Origin of the sequence: Bordetella genomosp. 12, from assembly GCF_002261355.1 — a bacterium.
GTDB lineage: Bacteria > Pseudomonadota > Gammaproteobacteria > Burkholderiales > Burkholderiaceae_B > Bordetella.
This window is the reverse complement of record NZ_NEVU01000001.1, coordinates 529,092-555,350: the sequence shown is the minus strand read 5'-3', so window position 1 is coordinate 555,350 and position 26,259 is coordinate 529,092. Positions and strand designations below refer to the sequence as shown.

The following is a 26,259-nucleotide window of genomic DNA, read 5'->3' as shown; positions in this document are numbered from 1 at the left end:
TGAGCGTCGGCATGACGACTGGCAGCATCTGGATGATTGGTGACGTGCAAGGGTGCTGCACGCCGCTGCAGCAACTCTTGGCGCACCCCGATATCGCGGGCGACCCCGACGCGCGTTTCTGGTTCGCGGGCGACCTGGTCAACCGCGGGCCGGAGTCGCTGGCCACACTGCGCCGCATCATGGCCCTGGGCGACCGTGCCGTGGCCATCCTGGGCAACCATGACCTGCACCTGCTGGCCGCCGCCGCGGGGGTGCGCAAGCCCTCGCGCTCGGACACGCTGAACGACATTCTCAACGCGCCTGACGCGGCAGACCTGATCGACTGGCTGCGCCACCGGCCGCTGGCGCACTACGCCCACGACCACCTGATGGTGCATGCCGGCGTGCTGGCCAAATGGGATGTGCAAAAGACGCTGGCGCTGGCCGGCGAGGTGGAAGCCGCGCTGCGCGGCCCGAACTGGCAGAAAGCCCTGCAGAAGATGTATGGCAACGAGCCCGTCACCTGGAAGGAAGATCACAAGGGCGGCAAGCGCCTGCGCGTGATCATCAATGCCCTGACGCGCATGCGTTTGTGCACGCCGGCCGGCCATATGGAATTCGACACCAAGGTCGCGCCGGGCGCCTGGCCGCATGGGCTGGTGCCCTGGTTCGATGTCCCGCGCCGCGCCACGCGCGACGTGACCATCGTGTTCGGTCACTGGTCCACGCTGGGCTTGCTGATCCGCCCGCACCTGATCTGCCTGGACACCGGCTGCGTCTGGGGCGGCGCGCTGACCGCCATGCGCCTGCAGGATCGCAAACTGGTGCAGATCAAATGCCGCCAGTTTCAGGATCCGCTGTCCGAGTAAGCCCTCAGAGCTGCGTCACAATGGCCTCGCGCGTCAGGCGCGAAAGCTCCAGCCGCGTGTAGGGCGTACCGTCTTCACGGACCGTCGGCACGGGCGGCAGAAACACCACTTCCACGGCCAGGCCCGTGGCGCCCAGCACCCGCCACAGATTGGCGACCAGGCTCTCTTCGCCGACAAACGCCGCAAAGCCGCTGCGTTTGCCATGATGCAGGTAGCGCAAGGCCACCGGCTGGATATCTACGCCGTCGGCGCGGGCCGGTTCGAACAGGCTGGCATGAAAAGGCTTGAGTTCGAAGCCTTCGGTGGTCGTGCCTTCGGGAAACAGGCCCACCGCATCGCCACGCGCAAAGCACTCGTGAATGGATTGCCCCATGGCATGCACCGCATGCCGCTGGGTGCGTTCGATGAACAGGGTACCGGCCCCGGCGGCCAGCGAACCGATCACCGGCCAGCTGCGTATCTCGCTCTTGGCCACGAACGAGGTGGCGCGCACCGCATTGACGACGAAAATGTCGATCCAGGAAACGTGATTGGCCGCCCACAACACGGCCCCCTGCATGCGCGGCTGGCCGCCGATGCTCAGGCGCACGCCGCACAGACGCATCAGCCAGCGCGACCAGAAGCGGTTGAGTGCCGCGCGCCGGGCGCCCGACAACACCCGGTACACCACCGTGACGCAGAAGAGCCCGAACAAGAGCCAGGGCAGCACCAGCAAGGCGCGCAACACAAAGCGCAAGAGCTTCAAGCAGGGATCTCCCAAAGTATGTTCCCGCCGACCAGGGTCAGGTGAACGCGGCCGGGCAGCATCATACCCGCGAACGGCGTCTGGTCGCTGCCGCTGTGCGACGCGGCGGCCGCAGACTCGGCCTGCAGGTCGACCACGCACAGATCGGCCGGCGCGCCCGGTTCGAGGCTGGGCGCTTCGCGGCCCAATACCCGGGCCGGCCCCAGGGTGAGGCTGGCCAGCGCCCGCACCGGCGGCACGCCGCGCTCGCGTGCCCATTTGAGCAGGGCCGGCAACAGCAGCTCCACACCGCTGGCGCCCGGCGTCGTGGCGCCAAACGGACCGCGCTTCTCCTCCGCGCTCACCGGCCGGTGGTCGGAGCACACAGCATCCAGGATGCCATCGGCCAGCGCCTGGGCCAGCGCCTCGCGATCACGCTGCCCGCGCAGGGGCGGGCGCAGATGGCAGCGGCTGTCGTAAAAGCCTATGTCCAGATCGGTCAGATGCAAATGATGCATGGACACGTCGGCCGTCACCGGCAGGCCTTCGGCGCGCGCGGCCCGCAGCAAGGCCACGCCGGCCGCGCTCGATATCCGGCACAGATGCAGGCGCACGCCCGTGGCGCGCTGCAAGGTGAACAAGGTGTGCAGCGCCAACACTTCAGCCTGCTCAGGAATGCCCGGCAGCCCCAGGCGCGTGGCATAGGCCCCCGCCGCCATCACGCCGCCATCGGCCAGGCCGGCGTCTTCCGGGCGCAGCCAGAGCGTGGCGTCCAGACCGGCGGCATATTGCATGGCGCGCCACAACAGGCCGCTGCCCGGCAGCGGCGCGTCGGTCTGGGCGATCCCCACGCAGCCTGCATCCAGCCAGCCGGCCATGGCCGACAATCCGCCGGCCGGACTGAGCAATGGCCCCAGGCGCAGGCATTGCGGCATGCCGGCTTCGGCCGGCGGCGCGTGCGGCAGCACCAGACGAACCACGCCGCCGGCCAGCGCCGCGCGGCCCTCTTGCCGCGCGTGCGGACCGAGTTGCGCGGCCAGGTCGGTCAGGCCGGGCAGCACGGCCAGCCCGGCTGCGTCAATGAGCCGGTCGGCGCAAAAACCTGCCGGCGCCTGCCCGCGCGCCACGATGCGCCCATCGGCCAGAAACAGATCGGCGACCTCGTCGCGGCCCTCGCGGGGATCGATATTGCGCCCGCCGCGCAGATGGATTTTCATGCCGCCCCCGCCATCAAGTGCGTCAGCACTGCGCGCGATGCCGTCTGATAGGCCGCGGGATCGACCGGCCCGAGCGTGAGCACCCCGTCGGGCAACGGCCCCAGCGTCCAGCGGCGCGCATAGTCCTCGGCCGAAGGCAGCACCGACAAAGCCGCATCGCTCAGCCCCAGGTCCACCACCACATCCACGCCATCCAGGGCTTCGTCCAGCGTCGCGCAGGCACGCAGCCCGAGTTGCGGCAACCCGTCAGGCAGCAGTGGGCGCGGACCCGCGGCCCGCAGTTCCGGGGCGCCCAGCGTGGTCAGGGCATGCGCCAAGGAGCGCGCGCGCCCGGAAAAAGCAAAGTCGCCGATGAAGGCGACCCGCAACTCGGTAAAGCCGCCGCGGGCCTGGCGGATGACGAGCAGATCGGCCAGCGCCGCCAGCGGGCGGGCGTGCCAACCGTCGCCGGCGTTGATCACGCGCGGCAGTTGCGCGGCCAACGCATGCGCCGCGCCGCTGGCCGGGGAGCGCAGCACATGCACATCGGCCTGGCTGGCCGAGGGCGGCGCGGACAAATGCCGGGTGCGCGCCCCCAGGGCGCTTGCGGCCTGCCCGAACGCCTGCAAGGCAGCGCAGTCCGGCCCGATCAGGCAGACCTCGCGGCCCGCCAGGCCAGGGCCGCCTTCGGCGGCCAGCAGCGGCTCGAGCAGGCGCTTGGGCAGCCCTTCGGTCGTCAAAAAATGCAGCAGCCCGCCGCGCGGGCTCAATTGGGGATTGAACATACGCCTTAAGGCAACCGGTCGAGATAACGCTGCAGAATGATGGCCGCCGCCATGGCGTCATCCGCCGCGTGAGTGCCCAGTTCCGCCTGAGCCTCCATGCTGGAGCCGCGTTCATCCACCAGCTCCACCGCCAGGCCGAAGCGTCCGTGCAATTGGTTGGCAAAACGCCGGCAACGCTGCGTGGCGGGCTGTTCGCCGCCGTCGGTGGCCAGGGCCAGCCCGACCACGACGCGCTGCGGCTGCCAGGTCTTGAGCAAGTGTTCGATGCGGCCAAAGCGTTCGTCGCGGCGCTCGGAGAAGATGATCTCCAAGGGCCGCGCCTGACGAGTCAGGGTATTGCCGATCGCAATGCCGATTTTCTTTTCGCCGAAATCAAAGGCCAGCAGGGTTTCCTCAGGCATGGCCTGCTTCGCCGGCCAGCATGATCGGATCGACGCCCAGCAGCTTCATGGCCGCCGGGTAGCGCTCCTCGGCGGGCACGTCGAAAATGACGGCCGGGTCGGCCGCCACGTTGAGCCAGGCGTTCTGGCTCATCTCGCTTTCGAGCTGGCCGGCGCCCCAGCCGGCATAGCCCAACGTCACCAGCATGCGGGCGGGCCCATTGCCATCGGCCACGGCCTGCAGCACGTCGCGCGAGGTGGTCAGGGCCAGGTCCCCCATCCGGATGCTGGAACTGTAATCCCCGGCCGGCGCGTGCAGCACAAAGCCGCGGTCGGTCTGCACCGGCCCGCCAAAAAACACCTTGGCATCGCCCACCGGGCCGATTTCCAAGGTCAGCTCGATACGTTCGAACAGCGAGGCCAGCGTCAGGTCGGTAGGCCGGTTGATGACCAGGCCCAGCGCGCCGCGGGCGCTGTGCTCGCAGATATAGATCACCGTGCCGGCCAGGTTCTCATCCACCATCCCCGGCATGGCCATCAGGAACTGATTGGCAAAGCCACTGGGGGATGCCTGGGCGCCGGCGTCGGCCTCGGAATGCGGAATATCAGTCATTGGCGGTCTCCAGAACCTGCATGCGGCGGCCTGCCAGGCCGCCTGATAGGCCAGCGACCGGGTCAGATTTCCATCAGCTCGAAGTCTTCCTTGCGGGCGCCACACTCCGGACAGACCCAATTAGGGGGCACATCTTCCCAACGGGTGCCCGGCGCGATTCCCTCGTCCGGCAGACCAGCCTCTTCATCATAGACCCAGCCGCAAATAAGACACATCCAAGTACGCATAGTTCTCCCTAGTTCACGATGTGCTCGGCCCCGGTCGGGGCAAAGCACGAATGGCATCCATTAGAATGGGCATATCTTACCGAAACCCTGTCGGGATGCCGTCTGATGCAAAGCAAAGAAAGCATCTCTTCCTGTCCTGCCCAGCCCCCCGTGACCGCTGTTACTCCCCCTCTCGTACTCATCCTCGGTCCCGTGGACCCCACCGGCGCCGATGGTCTGCCCGCCGACGCCGTGACCTGCGCGCAACTGGGCTGTCATGGCCTGGCCACCGTCACGGCCGTGACGGTGCAGGACACCGCCGGCATCGAGGACATCCATCCCGTGTCGCCCGAACTGCTGGACGACCAGGCCCGCTGCCTGCTCGAAGACATGCCGGTGCAGGCGATCAAGGTGGGGGGCATGTTTTCGCCCGAAACCGCCAGCGTGGTCGCCCAGTTGGCCGCCGATTACAGCCAGGTGCCGCTGGTGCTGCATCTGGGCCCGCGCGCGCCCATGCCCCAGGACGCCGTCGAGCAGGACACCGCCGAAGAACTGCTGGCCGCCACGCTGGAGCTCGTGTTGCCGCAGACCGACCTGGTGGTGGTCGAGCATATGCGGCTGGCGCAATGGCAGGCCGATGGCAGCATCGACACCTCGGGCTCGCCCTCGCCTGCCCACGCCCTGCTGGCCGGCGGCGCGCAATGGGCCCTGGTGCTGGGCAGTCCGGTGCGGCCGGGCCACGTCGCCAACGTGCTGGTGGGCCAGGACGGCAGCAATTACAGCTGGCCGTGGCAGGCGCCGCCGCCGCGCAGCGGCGACACGGGCGGCCTGCTGGCGGCGGCCGCCGCCGCCATGCTGGCCAGCGGCCAGGAGACCCCCGCCGCGGTCGAGCAAGCCCTCGCCCATGCCGAGCGCGGGTTGGCGGCCAGTTTCACGGCCGGCATGGGCCGTCCGCTGCCCAACCGGCTGCCCCAGCCATGAGCCCGACCCGATTCCCGGTCGGCCTGTATGGCGTGACGCCCGAATGGGATGACACCGCGCGCCTGCTGCAGGCGGTGCGCCAGGCCGCCGACGGCGGCATGCGGGCCCTGCAGTTGCGCCGCAAACACGTCACGCCGGCCGTGCGCCTGGCCCAGGCGCGCGAACTCGCCGCACTGTGCCGCGAACTGGGCGTCGTCTTCCTGGTCAACGACGATTGGCAAACGGCGCTGCAGGCCGGCGCCGATGGCGCCCACTTGGGCCGAGACGATGCCACCCTGGCCGAGGTGCGCGCCGCGGCGCCGGGCCTGATTCTGGGCGTGTCCTGCTATGCCGATCTGGACCGCGCACGCGGCTTGCTGGATCAGGGCGCCGACTACGTCGCCTTCGGCGCGATGTTTCCCTCCACCACCAAACCCGAAGCCGTGCACGCCCCGCTGACGCTGCTGACCGAAGCCGCTGCGCTCACGCGCGCGCACGGCCAGCCGCGGCCGGCGGTGGTCGCCATTGGCGGCATCACGCCCGCCAATGCCGGGCAGCTCGCCCATGCGGGCGCCGACAGCATCGCGGTCATCACCGGGCTGTTCGAAGCGCCCGACATCCGCGCCGCGGCCCGGGCCTGCGCCGCCCCTTTCACTTCTTCCCGAGGTTAGAGCCATGTCCCAAAACGCTGAACTCTTCGAACGCGCCTGCCGCAGCATCCCCGGCGGCGTGAACTCGCCCGTGCGAGCCTTCCGTTCGGTGGGCGGCACCCCGCGCTTTATCAAGCGCGCACTGGGCCCGCACATCTGGGACGCCGAAGGCAAGCAGTACATCGATTACATCGGCTCCTGGGGACCGGCCATCCTGGGCCACGCGCATCCCGAAGTGGTGCGCGCCGTGCAAGAGGCGGCCACCGGCGGGCTGTCCTTCGGCGCGCCGACCGAAGCCGAAATCGAACTGGCGGAACTGCTGATCCAGCGCCTGCCGTCCATGGAACAGGTCCGCCTGGTCAGCTCCGGTACCGAAGCCACCATGACCGCCATCCGCCTGGCGCGCGGCGCCACCGGACGCAACAAGATCATCAAGTTCGAGGGCTGCTATCACGGCCATTCCGACAGCCTGCTGGTCAAGGCCGGCTCCGGTCTGCTCACACTGGGCAATCCGAGTTCGGCTGGTGTGCCGCCCGAGTTCGTCTCCCACACCATCACGCTGGACTACAACAACCTGCCCGCCGTGCAGACGGCCTTCGCCGAGCACGGCGCCGACATCGCCTGCATCATCGTCGAGCCCGTGGCCGGCAACATGAACCTCATCAAGCCCGCAGCCGGTTTTCTGCAGGGTCTGCGCGATCTGTGCACCCAACACGGCAGCGTGCTGATTTTCGACGAAGTCATGACCGGATTCCGGGTCGGGCCGCAAGGCGTGCAGGGGCTGACCGGTATCAAGCCGGATCTCACCACGCTGGCCAAGGTCATCGGCGGCGGCATGCCTGTCGGCGCCTTCGGCGGCAGCGCCGAACTCATGCGCCATATCGCACCGCTGGGCGGCGTCTATCAGGCCGGCACGCTGTCCGGCAACCCGGTGGCCGTGGCCGCGGGCCTGGCCACGCTGCGCCTGATCGCCCAACCGGGCTTTTATGAAGACCTGTCGGCACGCACGCAGCGCCTGGCCCAGGGCCTGGCCGAACGCGCCCGGGCGGCCGGCGTGCCCTTCAGCGCCGATGCCATCGGCGGTATGTTCGGCCTGTATTTCATGCCCAGCGTACCCGCCACCTTCGCCGAAGTCTCGACCGCCGACACCCAGGCCTTCAAGCGCTTCTTCCATGCCATGCTGGATCGCGGCGTGCATTTCGCGCCCTCGGCCTTCGAAGCGGGCTTCGTCTCGGCCGCGCATGACGACGCCGTGCTGCAAACCACGCTCGACCATGCCGAAGCCGTGTTCAAAGCGATCAAGCAACCCGCCTGAACACGCCCCTTGATGACCTTGCCCCCGGCCTTTGGCCGGGGGCATTTTTTTACGCCGGCGGCATGACAGGGCCATGAAAACCCCGATAAAAAAGCGCCTGACTACGCCGGTCACATCGCTTAATATGTCTTTATATTTCTAGTTATTACTCAGCAAGAGCGCTTATCCCGCCACGCATTGCGGCCCGGAACCCGCGCCATCTAGGGGAAAAGACATGCCGCCTGCCGAACCCGCTTTTCGTCTCGAACTGGACGAGAGCACGCGCGCCCTCATCGCCAGCTACAGCCCCGCCGAGCAAGCGGCCGACCCGCCCACCTGGACCGCATTGACCAGCCTGGCCCAGGCTCAGGGCTGGGGCACGGAAGCGCTGGACCACGCCAGCGCGGTGAACTTCATCGAAGCCTGCCGCGAAGCCCGAGAGCCGGTTCTGGCCTCCGTGGGCGAGGTGCGCGACGGCAGCTTCGAACTGGAGCTCTCGCCCGACCGCATGGCGGCGGTGCTGGCCGTCAGCCCGCCGCGCGGCGGGCGCCGGGTAACGCTGGGCGACGTGCAGGCGCATTTGCTGGAAGTGGGGGTGGTCTATGGCGTGCGCGAAGACGCCATCCAGCATGCCGTGGCCGACCGGCGCACCAATACCGCCATGATCGCCCAGGGCACCCCGCCGACCAAGGGCACGCCCGCCCATTTCGAAAGCCTGCTCGATGCGCTCAAAACACGCCAATCGGAGGATGACGACAATGCCCTGGTCGACTACCGCGAACTGGGTAATCTGACGCTGGTCGCGCCGGGCACGCCGCTGATGCGCCGCATCCCGGCAGTGCAGGGCAAGCCCGGCCTGAACGTGCTGGGCGAATCGGTGCCGCCCGCCCACATACCGGACACGCAGTTTGCGCGCAATCTCACCGGCGTGACGGTCGACGAGAATGATCCCTGTCTGCTGCGCGCGGCTCAGTCTGGCTCGCCGATGGTGGTCCCTCAGGGCGTACTGGTCAATTCCCTGGTGGAGGTCGACCGCGTGGATCTGTCGACCGGCAACATCATTTTCGACGGCACCCTCAAGGTGCGGGGCGATATCACCGCCGGGATGGAAGTGCGGGTCAGCGGCGACGTGGTGGTCAACGGCACGATCGAAGCCGCCCAGGTACAGGCCGGCGGCAACATCAGCGTCAACGGCGGCGTCATCGGCCTGGCCACGGTGCGCCAGCCCGTCTTGCGCGGCCAGATCAGCACGGCGCAACCCGCCCAGGTACGCACGGCGCAGCTCAGCGCGGGCGGATCGGTCAAAGCACGCTTCATCGAGAACGCCGTCGTCAACGCCGAACGCAATATCGCCGCCGAGCGCGAAGTGCGCCAAAGCCGGCTCTATGCCGGCGAAAGCGTCACCGTGGGCCCGGCCAAATCCAGCCTGGGGGTGATCACCGGTGGCGAGACCCATGCCACCAAGTCCGTGCATGCCGGCACCATCGGATCGCTGGCCGGGATTCCGACCACTGTCAGCGTGGGCCTGCATCCACATGGCGAGGCCAAACGCGCCGCGTTGCGTCAGCGCCGCGCCACGCTGCAGGAAGAACAGGGCAAACTGGAAAAACTCATCGTCTTCCTGCACGGCAACCCCGCCAAGAACATCAACGGCATGGGCGACCGGGCCAGAAGCACCTATGCGCGCGTGATCGACGATCTGAATCTGCTCGAAAGCGAAGAAGAGCGCCTGAACGAAGTCCTGCAGCCATTGGGCAGCGCCACGATCGCGGCGCACCGCCGCTTCTGCTGCGGCGCGCTGCTGCGCATCAACGGCAAGGTGCTCGACATCCTTGAGGACTTGCCGGCCGGCCAGGCCGCGCTCGACACCGAGACCGGCCTGGTGCAGATCCGCTGACCCCGGGCGGGGTCAGCCCTGCACCACCGCCGTCACTTCGATTTCCACCTTGGCCCGCGCTTCGACCAGATCCGCCACCTCGACGGCGGTCATGGCCGGGAAGTACCGGCCAATGACCTCGCGGTAATGCTTGCCGATCTCCGGATAGGCCGCCACGTACTCATCCTTGTCCTTGACATACCAGGTCATGCGCACGATGTGCTGCGGGCCCGCGCCGCCCTCTTTCAGGATGGCGACGATGTTCTCCAGTGTCTGGCGCACTTGCAGCGCGAAATCGTCGGTCTCGAAGACCTGCTGGCCGTTCCAGCCTATCTGGCCGCCCACGAAAAGCAGGCGCGAGCCGACGGTCATCTCGGTCATCATGCCATTGGAATAGCCGCGCGGCGCGAGCCAGTCCGGCGGTTGCAGAATCTTCATGTCAGTCTCTTCCTTTGGTTTTTCATGCCTGCGCGGGCAGCAGAAACGCCTGCATCCGCGCGCGCAAATCGTCCGGCAAAGCGATGGCGCGCATGCGCGCCAGATCGACGGTGACGATGGTCACCTGCGCGCTCAGCCGGGTCTGTCCGTCCTGCCCCTCGAAGCGCACCTGCAGCTGCAGGGACGAGCCGCCGATGTGCCGCAACGCCAACACCTGGCGCAGGCGCTCCCCCCAGCGGCTGGGCAACTTGAAATCACACTGCACGGATGCGGTCGGCGTGCCGATGCCGCGCTCCGTATGCAGCGTGTGAAAGCTCAAGCCCAAGCCTGTCTCGAACCAGGCTTCGATGAAGTCGTTGATCATCTCGAAGTAGCGGGGATAGAAGACGATGCCGGCGGGGTCGCAATGCCGGAACCGTATCTCCACCTCGCTGACATAGGGCTGGCCCATCAACGTCCTCCCGAAGCCAGCTGCCGCAGCACGAACCGCTGCAGTTTGCCGGTTTCGGTGCGCGGCAGCGTCACGACGAAGCGGATCACGCGCGGGTATTTATAGGGCGCGATGCTTTCCTTGACGTAGGCCTGCAGCGCCGCGGCCAGCTGCGGTGTCTCCTCGCAGCCGGGCTTGAGCACCACGTAGGCGGCGACCACCTGACCGCGCTCGTCGTCGGGCATGCCGACCACGCCGCACTCGGCCACGGCCTCGTGCCGCATGAGCGCATCCTCGACCTCGGGGCCGGCGATGTTATAGCCCGCCGAGATGATCATGTCGTCGTTGCGCGCCTGGTAATACAAATAGCCATCGGCATCCTGCACAAAGGTGTCGCCGGGAAGATTCCAGCCTTGCTGCACGAACTTCATCTGCCGCGCATCGGCCAGATAGCGGCATCCGGTCGGCCCCTTGACCGCCAGGCGGCCCGGCGTGCCATGGGGTACGGGCTGCATCGCGTCATCGACCACCTGGGCGATATAGCCCGGCACGACCTGGCCGATGGCGCCGCGCCGCACGGACTCGGACGGGCTGGAGACAAAGACATGGATCATCTCGGTCCCGCCGATGCCATCGATCATCTCGATGCCCGTGGCCCGCTTCCAGAGCTGCCGCGTGGCATCGGGCAGCGCCTCGCCGGCCGATACGCTCTTGCGCAGGCTTTGCAGGCGAAACCGGCTCGCCAGCGGCGCCATCTGGCGGTAGAAGGTCGGCGCCGTGAACACGACGGTCGCGCGGAAATCCTGAATCAGCTGCAGCAGGGATTCGGGCGTGAGTTTCTCGGCCAGCACGGTGCTGGCCCCTACGCGCAGCGGAAAGCACAACAAGCCGCCCAGGCCAAAGGTGAAAGCCAGAGGCGGAGTGCCGCAGAAAATATCGTCCGGCCCGGGCTTGAGCACATGGCGCGGAAACAGATCGCACATCGCCAGCACGTCGCGCTGAAAATGCATGCACCCTTTGGGCGCGCCGGTCGTGCCGCTGGTAAAAGCGATCAGGCAGACATCGTCGGCGGCCGTATCGCAAGCCTGAAAATCCGCCGGCTTGCCCGCGGCCAGGCTGTCCAGCGCCTGCGGCGCATCGTCGTTGAACAGCATGATCTGCCTGAGCGTGGGGCAGAAGTACTCGCTGGCGGCATCCTGGCAGTCCCGTGCCTCGTCCTGAAGCCGGGCGTCACACAACATGGCCTGGATCTGCGCCTTGTCGATGATCTGCTTGAGCTCCTTGGCGCGCAGCAAGGGCATGGTGGGCACGGTGACCAGTCCGGCCTTGATGGCGCCCAGCCAGGCCGCCGCCATCATGGGATTGTTGGGCCCTCGCAGCAAAACGCGATTGCCCGCCTCCAGCTTCATATCCTCCACCAGCACGCGCGCGATGCGATTGGTCAGCGCCTGCAATCCCGCATAGCTCATGCTGCCCTGGCCGCCCGGTTCCGGCCAGCGCAGGGCGATGCGCTCGCCCTGGCCCTGGCGCACCATGGCGTCGACCAGTTCGACGGCGCAATTGAGCCGCGCCGGATACTGGGTGTCAGGTCCGTCGAGCAATAACTCAGGCCATTGCTCGGGCGGCGGTAGATTGTCGCGGGCGAAGGTGTCCGTGTGCGCCGATACTTCCATGGTGTTCCCCTGTCGCTATAAGTGTCGAGTCCACCGGAATCAGTTTTTCAACAGTTCCCGGGCAATGATCAACTTCTGCACTTCGGTGGCGCCTTCGTAGATGCGCAACGCTCTGATTTCCCGATACAGCTTCTCGACCGGCTGGCCGCTGACCACCCCCGCGCCGCCGAACATCTGCAGCGCGCGGTCGATCACCTGCTGCGCTGATTCGGTCGCCGCCATCTTGGCCATGGCCGCTTCGCGGGTGCTGCGTTCCCGGCGCACGTCGCGCGTCCAGGCGGCGCGATAAGTCAGCAGGGCCGCGCCGTCGATGGCGCAAGCCATGTCGCCCAGCGCGGCCTGCGTCAGTTGCAGATCGGCCAGCGCCTGGCCGAACATGCGGCGCGAACGGGCCCGCTGCAGGCCTTCGTCCAGCGCGCGGCGCGCGAACCCCAGGGCCGCAGCCGCCACCGACGCGCGGAAAATATCCAGCGTCATCATGGCCAGCTTGAATCCCTGCCCCGCCTCGCCCAGCCGATGCGCCGCCGGGATGCGGCAGTCCTCGAAAGAGAGCGTGGCCAAGGGGTGCGGCGCCATCAGGTCGATGCGCTCGGCGATACGCAGCCCCGGCGTATCGGCATCGACCACGAAGGCACTGATCCCGCGCGCGCCAGGCGCTTCGCCGGTGCGCGCGAACACACAATAGAAATCCGCGATGCCGCCGTTGGAGATCCAGGTTTTGCTGCCGTCGAGCACATAGCTGTCGCCCTCCAGCCGGGCCGAACACTGCAAGGCCGCCACATCCGAGCCCGCATCTGGCTCGGACAACGCAAAGGCCGCAATCGCCTGGCCGCGCGCGACGCGCGGCAAATAGCGTTCGCGCAGCTCGGCCGAGCCCATGAGCGAAATCGCCCCGCTGCCCAGCCCCTGCATGGCCAGCGCGAAGTCGGCCAGCCCCTCATGGCGCGCCAGGGTCTCGCGCAGAATGCACACCGCACGCGAATCCACATCCGGCAGCTTGCCGCCCCAGGCGCCGCCGGGCCCCGCCGGCACGCAATAGCGCAACCAACCCGCCTGCCCCAGGGCCGCCACCAACTGGCGGCAGGCCGCATCGGTGTCGTGATGATCGATACCCGGCAGCTCGCTGGCGCACCAGGCATCCAGTTCGCGCGCCATGTCCGCATGCCACGACTCAAAGAAGGGCCAGTTCATCCAGCTCGTATCGGGCACGGCTCAATCTCCCTCGAAGACGGGTTTGCGCTTGGCCACGAAGGCCTCGTAGGCGCGCCGGAAATCGTGGGTCTGCATGCAGATGGCCTGCGCCTGGGCTTCGGCCTCGATGGCTTCGTCCAGCCCCATGTTCCACTCCTGATGCAGCAGCTTTTTGGTCATGCCGTGGGCAAACGTCGGCCCGGCGGCCAACTGCGCGGCCAGTTGCGCGCCGGCCTCGTGCAAGGCCTGCGGCGCATGCAGGGCATTGAAAAAGCCCCAGGCCAACCCCTCCTCGGCGCTCATGGCGCGGCCCGTATACAGCAGATCGGAGGCGCGGCCCTGCCCGATCATGCGCGGCAACAAGGTGCATGCCCCCATATCCGCGCCGGCCAGCCCGACCCGGGTAAAGAGAAACGCCGTGCGCGTCTCGGGCGTGCCCAGCCGCATATCGGCGGCCAGGGCCATCATGGCGCCCGCCCCGGCGCACACGCCGTCGACCGCGGCCACGATGGGCTGCGGGCAGGCGCGCATGGCCTTGACCAGATCGCCCGTCATGCGCGTGAATGCCAGCAGCTCCGGCATGCTCATGCGCGTGAGCGGCCCGATGATTTCATGCACATCGCCGCCCGAGCAGAAGTTCCCGCCCGCGCCGGCCAGCAGCACCACCTTGATGTCGTTGGCATACACCAGGCCACGGAAGAGGTCACGCAGCTCGGCGTAGGAGTCGAAGGTCAACGGGTTCTTGCGTTCGGGCCGATTGAGCGTGATGCTGCCCACCTTACCGTCGGCACTGACTTCCCAGCGGAAATGCCGCGGCTGGTAGCCAGCCCAAGGTTGGTGATGGTGCTTCATGCTGTGTGCCTCGCTCGTCATGCTGTCTCCTTATTGTTCAGGCGGCGGCTTCGCCGCCATCGACCGCGATGGCCTGCCCATTGACCGACGCGCTGGCCGGCAGTGCCAGCCAGGCCACCGTCGCGGCGACCTCATCGGCCGAGACCAGCCGGCCCTGGGGATTGCGTTCGGCCAGCCGCGCGCGGGCGGCGGCTTCATCCATACCGGTCTTTTTCATGATGTTTCCCACGGCCTCGCGCACGATGTCCGTCTCGGTGTAGCCCGGGCACACCGCATTGACCGTCACGCCTTTGCGCGCGACCTCCTGCGCCAGCGCGCGCGTCAGCCCCACCACGCCATGCTTGGCCGCGCAATAGGCCGTGACATAGCCATAGCCGATCAGGCCCGCGGTGCTGGCCACATTGATGACGCGCCCCCATCCGCCCTGCAGCATGTCCGGCAACGCCGCCTGGGTGCAGTGGAAGGTTCCGCTGAGATTGACCTGCAGCATCTGTTCCCACACGTCGGCCGACGTCCGCTCGAAGCGTTCGCTCACGGCCTGGCCGGCGTTATTGACCAGAATCTGGATGGGCCCGTGCGCCGCACGGGCTTGGGCGAACGCCACGGCCACGTCCTCGGGGCGCGCGATATCGGCCGCCACGGCCGCGACCGCGAGCCCCTCGGCGGCCAGTTGGCGGCTCACTTCCTGCAAGGTCTGCGCATTGCGCCCCAGCAGGGTGACGGCCGCCCCCCGGGCGGCCAGTGCCCGCACGCAGGCCAGCCCGATGCCGCGGGCGCCGCCCGTCACCAGGGCGTGGCGCCCCTGCAATTCCGTCGCAGCGGTCATTTCGCCTCCCCGGGCGCCATGCTGGCGGCGCGTTCAAAATTGGTCTCGAGCTGGCGTTTACCCGCCACATACTGTGGCGGCCATGCGGTGTCGCGATAGCCCACGCGCGCGGCCTCGCGCAGCGTCCAGGCCGCGTCGGCCAGATGCGGACGCCCCAAGGCGCACAGGTCGGCGCGGCCCGAGGCGATGATGCCGTTGGCGTGATCGGCCTCGAAGATCGCGCCCACGGCCAGGGTAGGAATGCCGGCCTCATTGCGCACCCGATCGGCGAACGGGGTCTGGTACATGCGGCCATAAACCGGTTTCTGATCCGGGCTCACCTGTCCCGAGGAGCAGTCGATCATATCGGCGCCGGCCTCCTTGAAGCGGCGCGCAATCGCCACCGCCGCGTCGGCGTCGATGCCGCCGTCGACCCAGTCGTGCGCCGAAATCCGTACCGACATGGGTTTGTCCTGCGGCCACACGGCCCGCACGGCACGGAACACTTCGAGCGGATAGCGCAAGCGGTTCTCCAGACTGCCGCCGTACTCGTCGCTGCGCTGATTGGTCAGCGGCGAAATGAAGCTCGACAGCAGATAACCGTGGGCGCAATGCAGTTCCAGCCAGTCGAAACCGGCCTGCGCCGCCCGCTCGGCGGCCGCCACGAAGGTCTCGCGCACCTCGTCCATGTCGGCCCGCGTCATCTCGCGCGGCACTTGAGACACCCCAGGCAGATAGGGCAGCGGCGAGGCCGACAACAGCGGCCAGTTGTCCTCGGGCAAAGGATGATCCATCCGCTGCCAACCCAGTTGGGTCGAGCCCTTGCGGCCCGCGTGGCCCAGCTGGATGCCGATGCGAGCCGGGCTATTGGCGTGCACGAAGTCCACGATACGCGCGAAAGCCTGAGCCTGCGTGTCGTTCCACAACCCAGGACAACCCGGGGTGATGCGCGCCTGCGGCGAGGGGCAGGTCATTTCGACCATGACCATGCCCGCCCCGCCCATGGCGCGCGCGCCCAGATGCACCAGGTGAAAGTCACCCGGCACACCGTCCTGGCAGGAGTACATGGCCATGGGCGAGACCACGATGCGGTTGGGCAGCGTCACCGACCGCGCTTGATAGGGGGTCAGCATGGGCAAAGGCGGACGCACGTCCTCGCGCACCGTCAGGCCAGCCTGCGCGGCCAGCCAGCCCTCATAACCCTGCAGCCAGGCGGCATCCCTCAACCGCAGGTTCTCGTGCGAAATCCGCTGCGAGCGCGTCAGCAGCGAGTAGGCAAACTGCTCCGCCGGCAGGTCGGCATAGCGGGCCACGTTCTCGAACCATTCGGTCGAGTTGCGGGCAGCATTCTGGATCTTCAGCACCTCGACGCTGCGCACGGCCTCGTATTGCTTGAGCGCGCCCGGCAGATTGCCGGGTGCAGCATCCATGCAGCGCGCCAGCTCGATTGCGTCTTCGAGCGCCAGCTTGGTGCCCGAGCCGATGGAGAAATGCGCGGTGTGCGCGGCGTCGCCCATCAGGACGACCGGCACATCGCGCAGCCCGCGCGCGGTCTCCAGGGTATTCCAATGCACCCAATGGTCGCAGATCACGCGGGGGAAGCGGATCCAGATGGCCGAGCCGCGCAAATGGGTGGCGTTGCTGATCAGGGGATTGCCGTCCAGCCACGGCGCGAACAGTTGCTCGCAATAGGCAATGCCGTCCTCCTGGCTCATCTTATCGATGCCGGCGGCCTGCCACGTTTCCTCGGGAGTCTCGACGATGAACGTCGACAGCCCATCCTCGAAACGGTAGGCATGCGCCTGAAACCAACCATGCTCGGTCTGCACGAAAGCAAAGGTGAACGCGTCGAAAACTTTGCGCGTGCCCAGCCACACGAACCGGCAGCGCCGCTGATCGATGTCGGGTTGGAAGGTCGCGGCGTAACGGCCACGCACCACGCTGTTGATGCCGTCCGAGGCGATGACCAGATCGGCATCGTATTGGCGGGCAATCTCCTGATCGTCCTGTACCAGCGTCTCGAACACCAGCTTCACGCCGACCTCTTCGCAGCGTGCCTGCAGGATGTTGAGCAGGTGCTTGCGGCCGATGCCGATAAAGCCATGCCCGCCGCTGCGCACCGTCTGGCCTTTGAAGTGGATATCGATGTCGTCCCAGTGATTGAAGGCATCACTGATGGTGCGAGCGGAGACCGGATCGGCCTGGCGCAGGTTCTCCATCGTCGCGTCGGAGAACACGACGCCCCACCCGAAGGTGTCATAGGGCCGGTTGCGCTCGATCACCGTGACGTCATTGTCCGGATGGCGCAACTTCATCAGCAGGCCGAAATACAGACCGGCGGGACCGCCGCCCAAGCATACGATCTTCATTGCCTCTCGCTCCTTGCGCCCTGCCCGCCAGGGCGACACAGATTTTTAGGCCTTGATAGTTTAGGCTTGAAATATATACCGCAAAGGGCAGCCGGCGCCAGTGGGGGAAATCCCCGGAGAGAGAATCAGGGACAGGCCTTGCCCAGGCCCGCGGAACGTCAGCGCTTGGCGCCGGTCAGTGCGACCCGGTCGCGGCCGTCGTGTTTGGCCAGATAGAGCGCCTGATCGGCCCGGCTGAGTGTTTCGGACAGGCTTTCGCCCATCTGGTGGTCGGCCATGCCGACACTGACCGTCAAACGCAGGACGTCGCCGCCCACGCCGATGGACAGGCCGCGAACCGCGCCGACCACACGATCCATGGCCAGCTGGGCGGCGGACAAATCCGTGTCCGGTAGCAGCAGAAGGAACTCCTCGCCCCCCCAACGCCCGCAATGGTCACTCCCCCGCATGCTCTGCTGCAGCACGCCGGCCAACTCCACCAGCACCCGGTCACCCGTCTCATGGCCATGACGGTCATTGACCGACTTGAAGTGGTCCACGTCCATCATGGCGACCACGAAGGTCCTGCCGCTGGCATCGGAGCGCGCCACGGCCTGACGGACGATGTCCATCAGCGCACGGCGGTTGAGCAAGCCGGTCAGGGGATCGCGCCGGGAGGTTTCCTCCAGCGTGTGATTCAGGTCCCGCATCATGCTCTGATAGTGATCGGAGATGCGTGCGATCCGGGCCAGCCTTTGCAGCTGGCGGTCAAAACGTTCGTACAGTCCCTGCTCGCGGTGCAAGGCCATGGACTGATAGGCATCGGAGATCTGCGTGACCCGTTCGATCCGGGCCATATGCTCGTTGGCCTGTTTCCAGAGCGTCTCCAGCGCCGCGCGCAAGGGATGGCCCTCATGGGCCGGGTCCGCCAACAAATCGGCAATCTGCCGGTCCAGGTCGGACTTGGCGGCCATCACGACCGCCCGATGACAGAGAAGGGAAACGTGCAGTCTTCCTTGAATTCTTCGGCCAGCTCGCCCACCCGCTCGTTGCGCATGTCGTAGTACCAGGTCACGGCCACCTCCTGGCCTTTCTGGTGGAAGGACTCCAGGATGTCGAAAATATCCATGATCGCCTTGATGCTGCTGGTGTTGAGATACAGCAGCTCCAGCTCCAGGCGCAGCGCCTGGCTGCCATCGGCCAGAAAGGCTTCCACCCACTCGATCACGGGCCCGAACAGTTCGAAAGAGTTCTCCGGATAGGAGTCGCCGGCCATGACCAGCAGGCCTGCGCCGCGGTCCGTGCGAATCGCTGGCGTGGACTGCGTCCCGGCAATATTCAAGTCACTACTCATAGATCGCTCCAAAATTGCTTGCATGGGCGCTTGCATGGCCTCAGATCTCCACGCTGAGACTGAAGAAATCCCAGCCAGGCTGCGCGCTGGGGCTGAGACTGGCCCGCAGCGGCGCGCCCGCGCGCCGTGCGATATCGATCAGACCCAGGCCCGCGCCACTGGCCGCGCCGGGGTCGCGCGGCTTGTGCAACTGCGCCTTGTAAGCGGCTTTCAAGGCCACCTTGTCCAGCGTGGCCAGTTCGGCGATGCGGTGCACCAGCACCTGCCCATGCGCCGATTTCACGAGATTGCCCGCCGACACCTCATAGCGGTTTTCACCGCCGCGCCCGATGACCACGGTGGCGCGCGCCTCGGCGGCATCATTGGCCGCCGCGTACTGGCGGATGTTCTGGACCATTTCGATGTAGACCGAAAACACGTCCATGGCCTCGGCCGGCCGCGCATGCTCGGCGCTGAGGTAGTTCTTGAGCGCATTGCCGATTTCTTCGATCAAACTGCGCGAGATCGGGCCGTTGAAGCACAGGAGCACGCGGTTCTGGTCGAACCGCTCGCCCAGCGCATAGAGATCGGCAGCGTTCATGCATTACCCCAAGAAGAAATTCAATCGAAACGGAAGGACAGCAAAGTAATGTCGTCTCGCTGCGGCAGCTCACCCTGGTACTCGGCCAGTACCTGGGAAAACGCCTGCGCCTGCTCGTCCATCGAGCGGCGCGCATGGCGTTTGAGCATGGCCGCGAAACGGGTGTTGCCAAACCCGAAGCCGAACTCGCCTCCGGCCTGATCCAGGAAACCATCGGTCACCAGGTAATACGTCCAGCCCGACTGCAGCGGCAGTTCGATGTTCTCGTACTCTCCCATGCGCTTGTCACCCAGCGCCCGGCGCGCGCCATGGACTTCGTGCGCATCCTCGCCGTTGCTGGCGTACAGCGAAATCTTGGCGCCCGCATAGATCAGACGGCGCTTATCCCGGTCAATATAAACCAGTCCGGCATCGGTATTGGTTGCCAGCGCCCGCGGCAGTTGCGCATCGGCCAGCATGGCGCGGATGGCATGGTCGGTGCGGCGGAGAATGGCGGCCGGGTCACGCGGGCCGGCCTCGCTGACGGCCAGGTCGATGGCCGCGCGCGCCAGCATGGTCATCAGTGCGCCCGGCACGCCGTGGCCGGCGCAATCCATGATGCCCAGCAGGCAGTTCGCGCCGTCGGAGCGAAAGACGTAGAAATCGCCGCCCACCACATCGCGCGGTTTCCAGAGCACGAAATGATGTGCGCCCAGCGACTGGGTCATTTGGCGATCAGGCAGGATGGCGCGCTGGATCAGGCTGGCGTAATCGATCGAAGCGTCGATCTTCTGGCGGGCCGCGGCCATTTCGCGGTTGGCCGACTCCAGTTCGGAGGTCCGCTCGCGCACCTTGCTCTCCAGCTCGGCGGTGTGCTTGCGCACCTTCTCGGCCATCACGCCAAAAGCCCGGCTCAGATCGCCGATCTCGTCCTGGCCGCCCGGCGGCAGGCTCACCTCATAACTGCCATCGGCGATGGCGCGGGCCGACAACTGCAAGCGATGCAGCGGCCGCAGCATGAGGCGCTCGATCGCAAAACCAAAGCACAGCACCAGGGCGATGAACAACAAGGCCAAGCCGATGACCCCCGGCCACAGCCAGCCCGGATCGACCACCCGCGCCGCGCCGAAATCCACCAAGGTGACCGCATGCCAGCGCAGTTCAGGCATATAGGCCACCGCCACGAGCTGGCGGGCGCCGTCTATCGTGGCCCAGGTCATGGCCACGCCATTGGGATCCTCCTTGGCCTGGCGCATCGCCGCCTCGAGATTGCCGCGGCTGTCGCCGGCATCCAGCAGGCTGAACACCTGGCCGTGCTCCTTGGCCTGCCCCTGCGCCCCGGAGTTATAGGCAATGCGCGTGGCGTCCTTGTATGCCTGGATGGCGCCCTGCTCATCGATGATGACCGGCGTGACGCCGGCACGGCCGCTGTCGACGAATTCACGCAGAAAGCCGCCCACATCCAGGCCGGCGCCGCTCAGGCCCAGAACCCGATCGCCATCGCGGATCTGTACGTTGATCCAGACCTTGGTGGTCTTGATCTTGAGATCCGGATTGACGTTGATGTTGTAGCTGTCGGGCGACTTCAGCGAGGCATAGAACCAGCCATCGTCCGGCGCGTCGCGGCTCAGGGTGTAGCGGGGCGCGTCGGATTGCCCGGCGGCATCGCTGTAGTAATAATTGCCGCTGTCGGCGCTGGCGATGAAATAGGCATGGCCCATGAAGTCATGCCGGTAACCCTCCGCCTCGCGGAAGAACAGCTCGCGTGCTGCCGGATCGTTTTCATTGCGCAGCCAGCGTCGTGTCACTTCGCTATTGGCCAGACGCATCGACAGCGCCATCTCGCGCGAGACGGGCGCCAGAATGCGCTGGCGGCTCAACTGCGTGAAGTTCTCGGCGAAGGCGCGGCCGAAATGATCCCGCACGCCGTCGAACACGAACCAGGCGATCAGAATGGCCGGCGCGAGCATGACGATGCACGCCAGCAGTAACGCCATGAAGGACTTCTTGCGCAAACCCCACTTCGCCATACATTCTCCGAGCGGCCACCACGAACTGCCACGGCGGGGACCGTCGGCCGGGCCTGCCTATCTCCCCACCCGCGCTTGGTCGGCGCAGTTTCCCCACGCCGCCAAAGGCGCCGCTAGTGTAGATGGCCCGGCGGGGGATGGAAACATGCGAACACAATAACGCTGAACTATATCGACTTATTGCATAAATATCGGCAAAAGACGATGTTTATAACGTTAAATATCAAAATAAAACGCCCGTACCGGCGGGCGGCTACACGCCCAGATAGCGCTCCCACAGCCCCCGGTCCGCATCCAGCGCGGCAGAATCGCCGGTCCAGACCACGCGGCCGCGCTCGAGGATCACATGGCGGTCGGCCAGCGCCAACAGGCGCTCCACATACTTGTCGATCACCAGAATGGTCTGCCCGGCCGCGCGCAAGCGTGCCAGGCATTGCCAGATTTCCTCGCGAATCTTCGGGGCCAACCCTTCGGTGGCTTCGTCCAGGATCAGCAGGCGGGGATTGGTCACCAACGCACGGCCAATGGCCAACATCTGCTGCTCACCGCCGGACAATTGATTGCCCATGTTGGCCGCCCGCTCGCCCAGGCGCGGAAACAGCTCGAAGACGCGCTCCGGCGTCCAGGGCTGCGCGATATCCGGGTTGCGGTGCGCCACAAACGCCGTGAGATGCTCGCGCACCGTGAGGTTGGGAAAACATTGCCGGCCCTCCGGCACCAGCGCCAGACCGCGGCGCGCGATGCGATCCGGACTCCAGCCGCCCACCTGGTTGCCGGCGAACTCGATCGTGCCGGCCCGCAAGGGCAATTGCCCAAAGAGCGTGCGCAGCAAGGTCGTTTTGCCCATGCCGTTGCGGCCCAGCAAGGTCACGACCTGCCCGGCGCCTATGTGCAGATCCACGCCGAACAGGACCTGGCTGGCGCCATAACCACTGGCGACTTGCTTGATGCTCAGCATGTCTTCTCCTGCGCGTGTTCGCCCTCGTCCCCCAGATAGGCCTGGCGTACCTCGGGATTGGCGCGGATCTCGTCAGGCGTGCCCGTGGCGATGATCCGCCCATACACCAGCACCGAGATCCGGTCGGCCAGGCGGAACACGGCCTGCATATCATGTTCGACCAAGAGCATGGCGGCCTGCCCGCGCAAGGACTCGATCAACTCGGTCAGGCGCAGGGTTTCGTCCGGCCCCATACCGGCCATGGGCTCGTCCAGCAGCAAAACACTGGGCTTGGCAGCCAGGGCCAGGGCGAACTCCAGCTTGCGCTGCTCACCGTGCGGCAAGGTGCCGGCCTGACGCTCCATCAACGCCGCGTCGATGGCGCACTGCCGGGCCAGCTCGCGGGCGGCCTCGTGCAAGGCGGCCTCCGCGTCGCGCGGCCGCCAGAAACGGAAACTGCTGCCGGCATGCGCCTGCACGGCCAAAAGCAGATTCTGGCGCACCGTGAAACCGCGGAAAATATTGGTGATCTGGTAGGAGCGTGACAGGCCGCTGGCCACGCGCTCATGCGCCGACAACGCGGTGACGTCCTTCTCGCCCACCGTCAGGCGGCCGGCGTCGGCGGCCAGCGTGCCGGACAACAAATGGATGAGCGTGGATTTGCCCGCGCCGTTCGGGCCAATCAGCGCATGGATCTCGCCGGGCGCCAACTCCAGGCTGACATTGTCGGTGGCCAGCAAGGCGCCGAAGCGCCGCACCAGACCGGTGGCGCGCAGCGCCGCAGTCGTCTGCACGGTCATGGTTGAACCTTCGAAGAACGGCTGGCGAACCACGGCGCGACCAGGCCGGCCAGCCCGCGCGGCGCGCCCAGCACCACGGCCAGCAGCAACAAACCCAAGGGCAGGTGCCAATACTCTGTCCATTGACGCAGCACTTCTTCGAGCACCAGCATCACGGTCGCACCGGCCACTCCGCCATAGCGCAGGCCGATCCCGCCGACCAGCACCATGATGAGCAGATTGGCCGACTGGGTCCAGTGCATCAGGCTGGGAGAGATGAACAGATTGTGGTTGGCCAGCAATGCGCCGGCCAGCCCCGCCGCCGCGCCGCTCAGGACAAAGGCGTTGAGCTTGATGCGATAGACGGGATAGCCCAGGGCTTCCATGCGGCCTTCGTTCTCGCGCACGCCCTGCAGGGCCGCGCCATAGCGCGAGGCGACCAGCCGATTGAAGCCCAGCATCACCAGCACCAGGATGGCCAGCACGACGTAATAGAACACGACGTCATTGCTCAGATCCAGGCCGGGCAGTGTGGAATAGCCATTCAGATTCAGACCGTCATCGCCGCCGTACTGCCGCAGGGAAATGAAGAGGTAATACACCATCTGCGCGAAGGCCAGCGTGATCATGATGAAGTACACGCCCCGCGTGCGCAGCGAAATGGCGCCGATCACCCAGGCCAGCACGCCGGCCAGCAACATGGCCGCCGGCCACACGATGAGCGCGGGCATCACGCCCGCCGCCCCGAGCATGCCGACGGCATAAGCCCCCGCGCCGAAGAAGGCCGCGTGCCCCAGCGCCACCATGCCGCCATAGCCCAACACCAGATTCAGGCTGGTTGCCGCCAGCGCGTAAATCATCACGCGGCGCAAGAAAGAAATGTAGAAATCCAGGCCCACGGCCGGGGCGACCAGCGGAAAGATCACCAGCGCGGCCAATAGCAAGACACTGCACCACAGGCTTTTGTTCATGCTCAGCCCCGCGCCGGAAACAGGCCCGATGGGCGAAAGACCAGAATGGCCGCCATCAGGACATAAATCAGAATGGCCGCCAGCGTCGGGCCGACACTGGATGCCACGGCGGGCGAAAACACCTGTCGCAACAACATGGGCAGAAACGCCCGGCCAGCGGTATCCACCATGCCGACCAGCAAAGCGCCGACAAAGGCGCCACGTATGGACCCTATACCGCCGATGACGATGCACACCAGCACGAGGATGAGGATTTCTTCGCCCATACCGATCTGCACGGCGGTCACCGGCCCGAGCAGCGCGCCCGCCACGGCAGCCAGCATGGCCCCGAGCGTGAACACGCCCAGAAACAGCACCGGCACGCGCACGCCCATGAGCGTGGCCATCTGCCGGTTCGACGCGCCGGCGCGCACCAGCACCCCGGCGCGGGTGCGGGTGACGAACCAATACAGGCCGGCCGCCGCGGCCAGGCCGAAGATAATGATCATCAAGCGGTAGGCCGGATAGAGCAGATCAGGCAGCAGGCGCACCGGGCCCGACAGGGCCGCGGGCATGTTGAGCATCATCGGCGCCGGACCCCAGATCATTTTGACCAGATCATTGGCGATCAGGATGACCGCATAACTGCCCAGCACCTGGGCCAGGTGATCGCGCACCGCGAGCCGGCGTATGAGCACCAGCTCCAGCAACGCGCCGACCAGACCGGTGGCAAGAGCCGCCACGATCACGGCGGCGGTAAAAGAACCCGTGCGTTGCATGGTCTCGGCCGCGACATAGGCGCCTGCCATGTAAAGCGAGCCATGTGCGAGATTCATGATATCCATGATCCCGAACACCAGCGTCAAGCCCGCCGCGATCAAAAACAACATCAACCCGAACTGGAGACCATTGAGCAATTGCTCGACGACCAGCGTGAACGTCATGAACCTTTTCCCCGTGTGCCGCGGGCGGCAGCCGCGCCGCCCGCTCTCATCCCCGCGATGGGATTACAGCTTGCACTCGCCGACGTAGACGTCCTGGTACTTGTCGAACACCTTGCCCACGAGCTTGTTGGTGATGCGGCCATTGCCATCCTTGTCCACGACGCGCACGTAATAGGACTGGATGGGATAGTGGTTCTTGCCGTAGGTGAAGGGACCGCGCACCGAGGGGAAATCCGCTTTCTGCAAGGCGGCGACGACGGCATCGCGGTCGCTGGCCTTGCCCCCCGATTGTTTGACCGCCGCGTCGATCGCCATGATGACGTCATAGGCCTGGGCGGCATACACCGACGGATAGCGGCCGTTGTACTCCTTGCGGAAGGCATCGACGAACTGCTTGTTCTGCGGGTTGTCGAGGTCATGGGCCCATTGCGCGGTGTTGTACATGCCGAGCATGGGCTCGCCCACGGCCTGGATCACGTCCTCATCGGCCGAAAAGCCCGGACCGATCAGCGCGGTGCCCTGCGCCAGACCCGACGAGACGAATTGCTTGACGAAGTTGATCCCCATGCCGCCGGGCAGGAAGATATAGACGGCATCCGGCTTGGCCGCGCGGATCTGCGCGATTTCCGCGGCATAGTCCAGCTGGCCGAGCTTGGTATAGAGCTCTTCGCCCACGGCGGTCTTGTAGCCGCGCTTGAAGCCGGTCAGCGCATCCTTGCCGGCCGGATAGTCCGGCGCCATGATGAACACTTTCTTGTAGCCGCGATCGGCGGCCACTTTGCCTGCGGCTTCATGGAAGGCATCGTTCTGATACGACAGCCCGAACCAATAGCGGTTGCACTGAGCGCCCGCGAACTGGCTGGGGCCAGGATTGTTCGACAGATAGGGGACCTTGGCGGCAAACAGGGCCGGGCCCACGGCCAGCGCCACATTCGAGCCGATCGGGCCGGTGAAGAAATCGATCTTGTCGCGCTGCAGATAACGCGTGACGAGTTGGCGGGCCTGGTCGGGGTTGCCGCCCATGTCGGTCTGCACGAACTCGGCCTGCTGTCCGCCCAGCTTGCCGCCGAGCTGCTTGATGGCCAGATTGAAGCCATCGCGGGCCTCGGCGCCCAGCGCCGCGAACGGACCGGAGATATCGTTGGCGATGCCGACCTTGATGGTGTCGGCCGAAGCCAGGGCGGGCACCAGCACGGCGGCGGCCAGAAGAGAGGGGAGAAAACGCATGGTGGAGCTCCTTGCGCTTGAGCGCGGCAGAGATATTGTTATTGCGGCGTTCGAATGATTTGGCGAGTGCTGCGGCAATGCCCGCGACGCCACGACGTGATCCCCCGGGGCGGCTCTCCGGGCGGCAATCCCGGAGAAAAACTGGCATCCCGCATAGTTTAGGTTTAAAGTATTCGACAAAACAAGTCTAGGGTTTGCCCCAAGACTCAG

The 26,259-nt window shown here is 66.4% G+C and carries 27 protein-coding genes; 5 read left to right on the top strand and 22 right to left on the bottom strand.

Features of this window, described 5'->3' with window-relative positions:
• Positions 1-11 precede the first annotated feature (11 nt).
• On the top strand, positions 12-848 hold the full coding sequence (locus tag CAL22_RS02680; RefSeq protein ID WP_244193764.1) for a symmetrical bis(5'-nucleosyl)-tetraphosphatase: 837 nt from the start codon (positions 12-14) through the stop codon (positions 846-848).
• Positions 849-852: 4 nt separating this feature from the next.
• On the opposite strand, the gene CAL22_RS02675 is transcribed toward CAL22_RS02680, so the two are convergent.
• The 6 genes from CAL22_RS02675 to CAL22_RS02645 all read right to left on the bottom strand — a co-directional run bounded on the left by CAL22_RS02675 (position 853) and on the right by CAL22_RS02645 (position 4,773).
• Positions 853-1,593: a lysophospholipid acyltransferase family protein gene (locus CAL22_RS02675; protein ID WP_094810111.1), complete on the bottom strand. Its 741-nt coding sequence runs from the start codon at positions 1,591-1,593 to the stop codon at positions 853-855.
• The gene (locus tag CAL22_RS02670) at positions 1,590-2,789 is read right to left on the bottom strand and encodes a dihydroorotase (protein ID WP_094810109.1); all 1,200 of its coding nucleotides are present in this window, start codon (positions 2,787-2,789) and stop codon (positions 1,590-1,592) included. The genes CAL22_RS02675 and CAL22_RS02670 overlap by 4 nt, the downstream gene beginning before the upstream one ends.
• Positions 2,786-3,553, bottom strand: a complete 768-nt coding sequence (locus tag CAL22_RS21245; protein WP_244193763.1) for an aspartate carbamoyltransferase — start codon at positions 3,551-3,553, stop codon at positions 2,786-2,788. Before CAL22_RS21245 ends, CAL22_RS02670 begins: the two co-directional genes overlap by 4 nt.
• A gap of 5 nt (positions 3,554-3,558) precedes the next feature.
• Positions 3,559-3,954, bottom strand: a complete 396-nt coding sequence (gene ruvX, locus CAL22_RS02655) for a Holliday junction resolvase RuvX (RefSeq protein ID WP_094810105.1) — start codon at positions 3,952-3,954, stop codon at positions 3,559-3,561.
• A complete protein-coding gene (locus CAL22_RS02650) occupies positions 3,947-4,546 on the bottom strand; it encodes a YqgE/AlgH family protein (RefSeq protein ID WP_094810103.1) in 600 nt (199 codons plus the stop codon). The genes ruvX and CAL22_RS02650 overlap by 8 nt, the downstream gene beginning before the upstream one ends.
• Before the next feature lie 62 nt (positions 4,547-4,608).
• Positions 4,609-4,773 (bottom strand): rubredoxin, encoded by a 165-nt coding sequence (locus CAL22_RS02645; protein ID WP_003814980.1) that lies wholly within the window; start codon positions 4,771-4,773, stop codon positions 4,609-4,611.
• A 105-nt stretch (positions 4,774-4,878) separates the two neighbouring features.
• Between CAL22_RS02645 and thiD the strand changes: the two genes are divergently transcribed.
• The 4 genes from thiD to CAL22_RS02625 all read left to right on the top strand — a co-directional run bounded on the left by thiD (position 4,879) and on the right by CAL22_RS02625 (position 9,553).
• Positions 4,879-5,733, top strand: a complete 855-nt coding sequence (gene thiD, locus CAL22_RS02640) for a bifunctional hydroxymethylpyrimidine kinase/phosphomethylpyrimidine kinase (protein ID WP_094810101.1) — start codon at positions 4,879-4,881, stop codon at positions 5,731-5,733.
• On the top strand, positions 5,730-6,383 hold the full coding sequence (thiE, locus tag CAL22_RS02635; RefSeq protein WP_094810099.1) for a thiamine phosphate synthase: 654 nt from the start codon (positions 5,730-5,732) through the stop codon (positions 6,381-6,383). The genes thiD and thiE overlap by 4 nt, the downstream gene beginning before the upstream one ends.
• A 4-nt stretch (positions 6,384-6,387) precedes the next feature.
• The gene (gene hemL / locus CAL22_RS02630) at positions 6,388-7,677 is read left to right on the top strand and encodes a glutamate-1-semialdehyde 2,1-aminomutase (RefSeq protein ID WP_094810097.1); all 1,290 of its coding nucleotides are present in this window, start codon (positions 6,388-6,390) and stop codon (positions 7,675-7,677) included.
• A gap of 214 nt (positions 7,678-7,891) precedes the next feature.
• Complete coding sequence (locus tag CAL22_RS02625) at positions 7,892-9,553, top strand: DUF342 domain-containing protein (RefSeq protein ID WP_094810095.1); 1,662 nt, start codon at positions 7,892-7,894, stop codon at positions 9,551-9,553.
• Positions 9,554-9,565: 12 nt separating this feature from the next.
• On the opposite strand, the gene CAL22_RS02620 is transcribed toward CAL22_RS02625, so the two are convergent.
• The 16 genes from CAL22_RS02620 to CAL22_RS02545 all read right to left on the bottom strand — a co-directional run bounded on the left by CAL22_RS02620 (position 9,566) and on the right by CAL22_RS02545 (position 26,049).
• Positions 9,566-9,970: a RidA family protein gene (locus CAL22_RS02620; protein ID WP_094810093.1), complete on the bottom strand. Its 405-nt coding sequence runs from the start codon at positions 9,968-9,970 to the stop codon at positions 9,566-9,568.
• Positions 9,971-9,992: 22 nt separating this feature from the next.
• Complete coding sequence (locus tag CAL22_RS02615; protein ID WP_094810091.1) at positions 9,993-10,421, bottom strand: acyl-CoA thioesterase; 429 nt, start codon at positions 10,419-10,421, stop codon at positions 9,993-9,995.
• The gene (locus CAL22_RS02610; RefSeq protein ID WP_094810089.1) at positions 10,421-12,073 is read right to left on the bottom strand and encodes an AMP-binding protein; all 1,653 of its coding nucleotides are present in this window, start codon (positions 12,071-12,073) and stop codon (positions 10,421-10,423) included. Before CAL22_RS02610 ends, CAL22_RS02615 begins: the two co-directional genes overlap by 1 nt.
• 39 nt (positions 12,074-12,112) lie before the next feature.
• Entirely contained in the window at positions 12,113-13,282 is a 1,170-nt protein-coding gene (locus CAL22_RS02605) for an acyl-CoA dehydrogenase family protein (RefSeq protein WP_094810087.1), read from the bottom strand.
• A 3-nt stretch (positions 13,283-13,285) separates the two neighbouring features.
• Entirely contained in the window at positions 13,286-14,137 is an 852-nt protein-coding gene (locus tag CAL22_RS02600) for an enoyl-CoA hydratase family protein (protein WP_094810085.1), read from the bottom strand.
• Between the two features lie 16 nt (positions 14,138-14,153).
• Positions 14,154-14,942, bottom strand: a complete 789-nt coding sequence (locus CAL22_RS02595) for an SDR family NAD(P)-dependent oxidoreductase (protein WP_094810083.1) — start codon at positions 14,940-14,942, stop codon at positions 14,154-14,156.
• The gene (locus CAL22_RS02590) at positions 14,939-17,290 is read right to left on the bottom strand and encodes a bifunctional salicylyl-CoA 5-hydroxylase/oxidoreductase (protein WP_094810081.1); all 2,352 of its coding nucleotides are present in this window, start codon (positions 17,288-17,290) and stop codon (positions 14,939-14,941) included. Before CAL22_RS02590 ends, CAL22_RS02595 begins: the two co-directional genes overlap by 4 nt.
• A 158-nt stretch (positions 17,291-17,448) precedes the next feature.
• Positions 17,449-18,246, bottom strand: a complete 798-nt coding sequence (siaD, locus tag CAL22_RS02585; RefSeq protein ID WP_432264285.1) for a biofilm regulation diguanylate cyclase SiaD — start codon at positions 18,244-18,246, stop codon at positions 17,449-17,451.
• On the bottom strand, positions 18,243-18,623 hold the full coding sequence (siaC, locus tag CAL22_RS02580; RefSeq protein ID WP_094810079.1) for a biofilm regulation phosphoprotein SiaC: 381 nt from the start codon (positions 18,621-18,623) through the stop codon (positions 18,243-18,245). The genes siaD and siaC overlap by 4 nt, the downstream gene beginning before the upstream one ends.
• A gap of 40 nt (positions 18,624-18,663) precedes the next feature.
• Positions 18,664-19,203 (bottom strand): biofilm regulation protein kinase SiaB, encoded by a 540-nt coding sequence (gene siaB, locus CAL22_RS02575; RefSeq protein WP_094810077.1) that lies wholly within the window; start codon positions 19,201-19,203, stop codon positions 18,664-18,666.
• A gap of 20 nt (positions 19,204-19,223) precedes the next feature.
• Positions 19,224-21,212, bottom strand: coding sequence for a biofilm regulation protein phosphatase SiaA (siaA, locus tag CAL22_RS02570; protein WP_208621853.1), 1,989 nt, complete (start codon positions 21,210-21,212; stop codon positions 19,224-19,226).
• 253 nt (positions 21,213-21,465) lie between these two features.
• Positions 21,466-22,170 carry an ABC transporter ATP-binding protein gene (locus CAL22_RS02565; protein ID WP_094810075.1) on the bottom strand — a complete coding sequence of 235 codons (705 nt, stop codon included), beginning with the start codon at positions 22,168-22,170 and terminating at the stop codon, positions 21,466-21,468.
• Positions 22,164-22,949, bottom strand: coding sequence for an ABC transporter ATP-binding protein (locus CAL22_RS02560; protein WP_094810073.1), 786 nt, complete (start codon positions 22,947-22,949; stop codon positions 22,164-22,166). Before CAL22_RS02560 ends, CAL22_RS02565 begins: the two co-directional genes overlap by 7 nt.
• Positions 22,946-23,899, bottom strand: coding sequence for a branched-chain amino acid ABC transporter permease (locus CAL22_RS02555; protein WP_094810071.1), 954 nt, complete (start codon positions 23,897-23,899; stop codon positions 22,946-22,948). Before CAL22_RS02555 ends, CAL22_RS02560 begins: the two co-directional genes overlap by 4 nt.
• 2 nt (positions 23,900-23,901) lie before the next feature.
• Positions 23,902-24,822: a branched-chain amino acid ABC transporter permease gene (locus CAL22_RS02550; RefSeq protein WP_094810069.1), complete on the bottom strand. Its 921-nt coding sequence runs from the start codon at positions 24,820-24,822 to the stop codon at positions 23,902-23,904.
• Positions 24,823-24,885: 63 nt separating this feature from the next.
• Positions 24,886-26,049, bottom strand: a complete 1,164-nt coding sequence (locus CAL22_RS02545) for an ABC transporter substrate-binding protein (protein WP_094810067.1) — start codon at positions 26,047-26,049, stop codon at positions 24,886-24,888.
• Between the last annotated feature and the right edge of the window lie 210 nt (positions 26,050-26,259).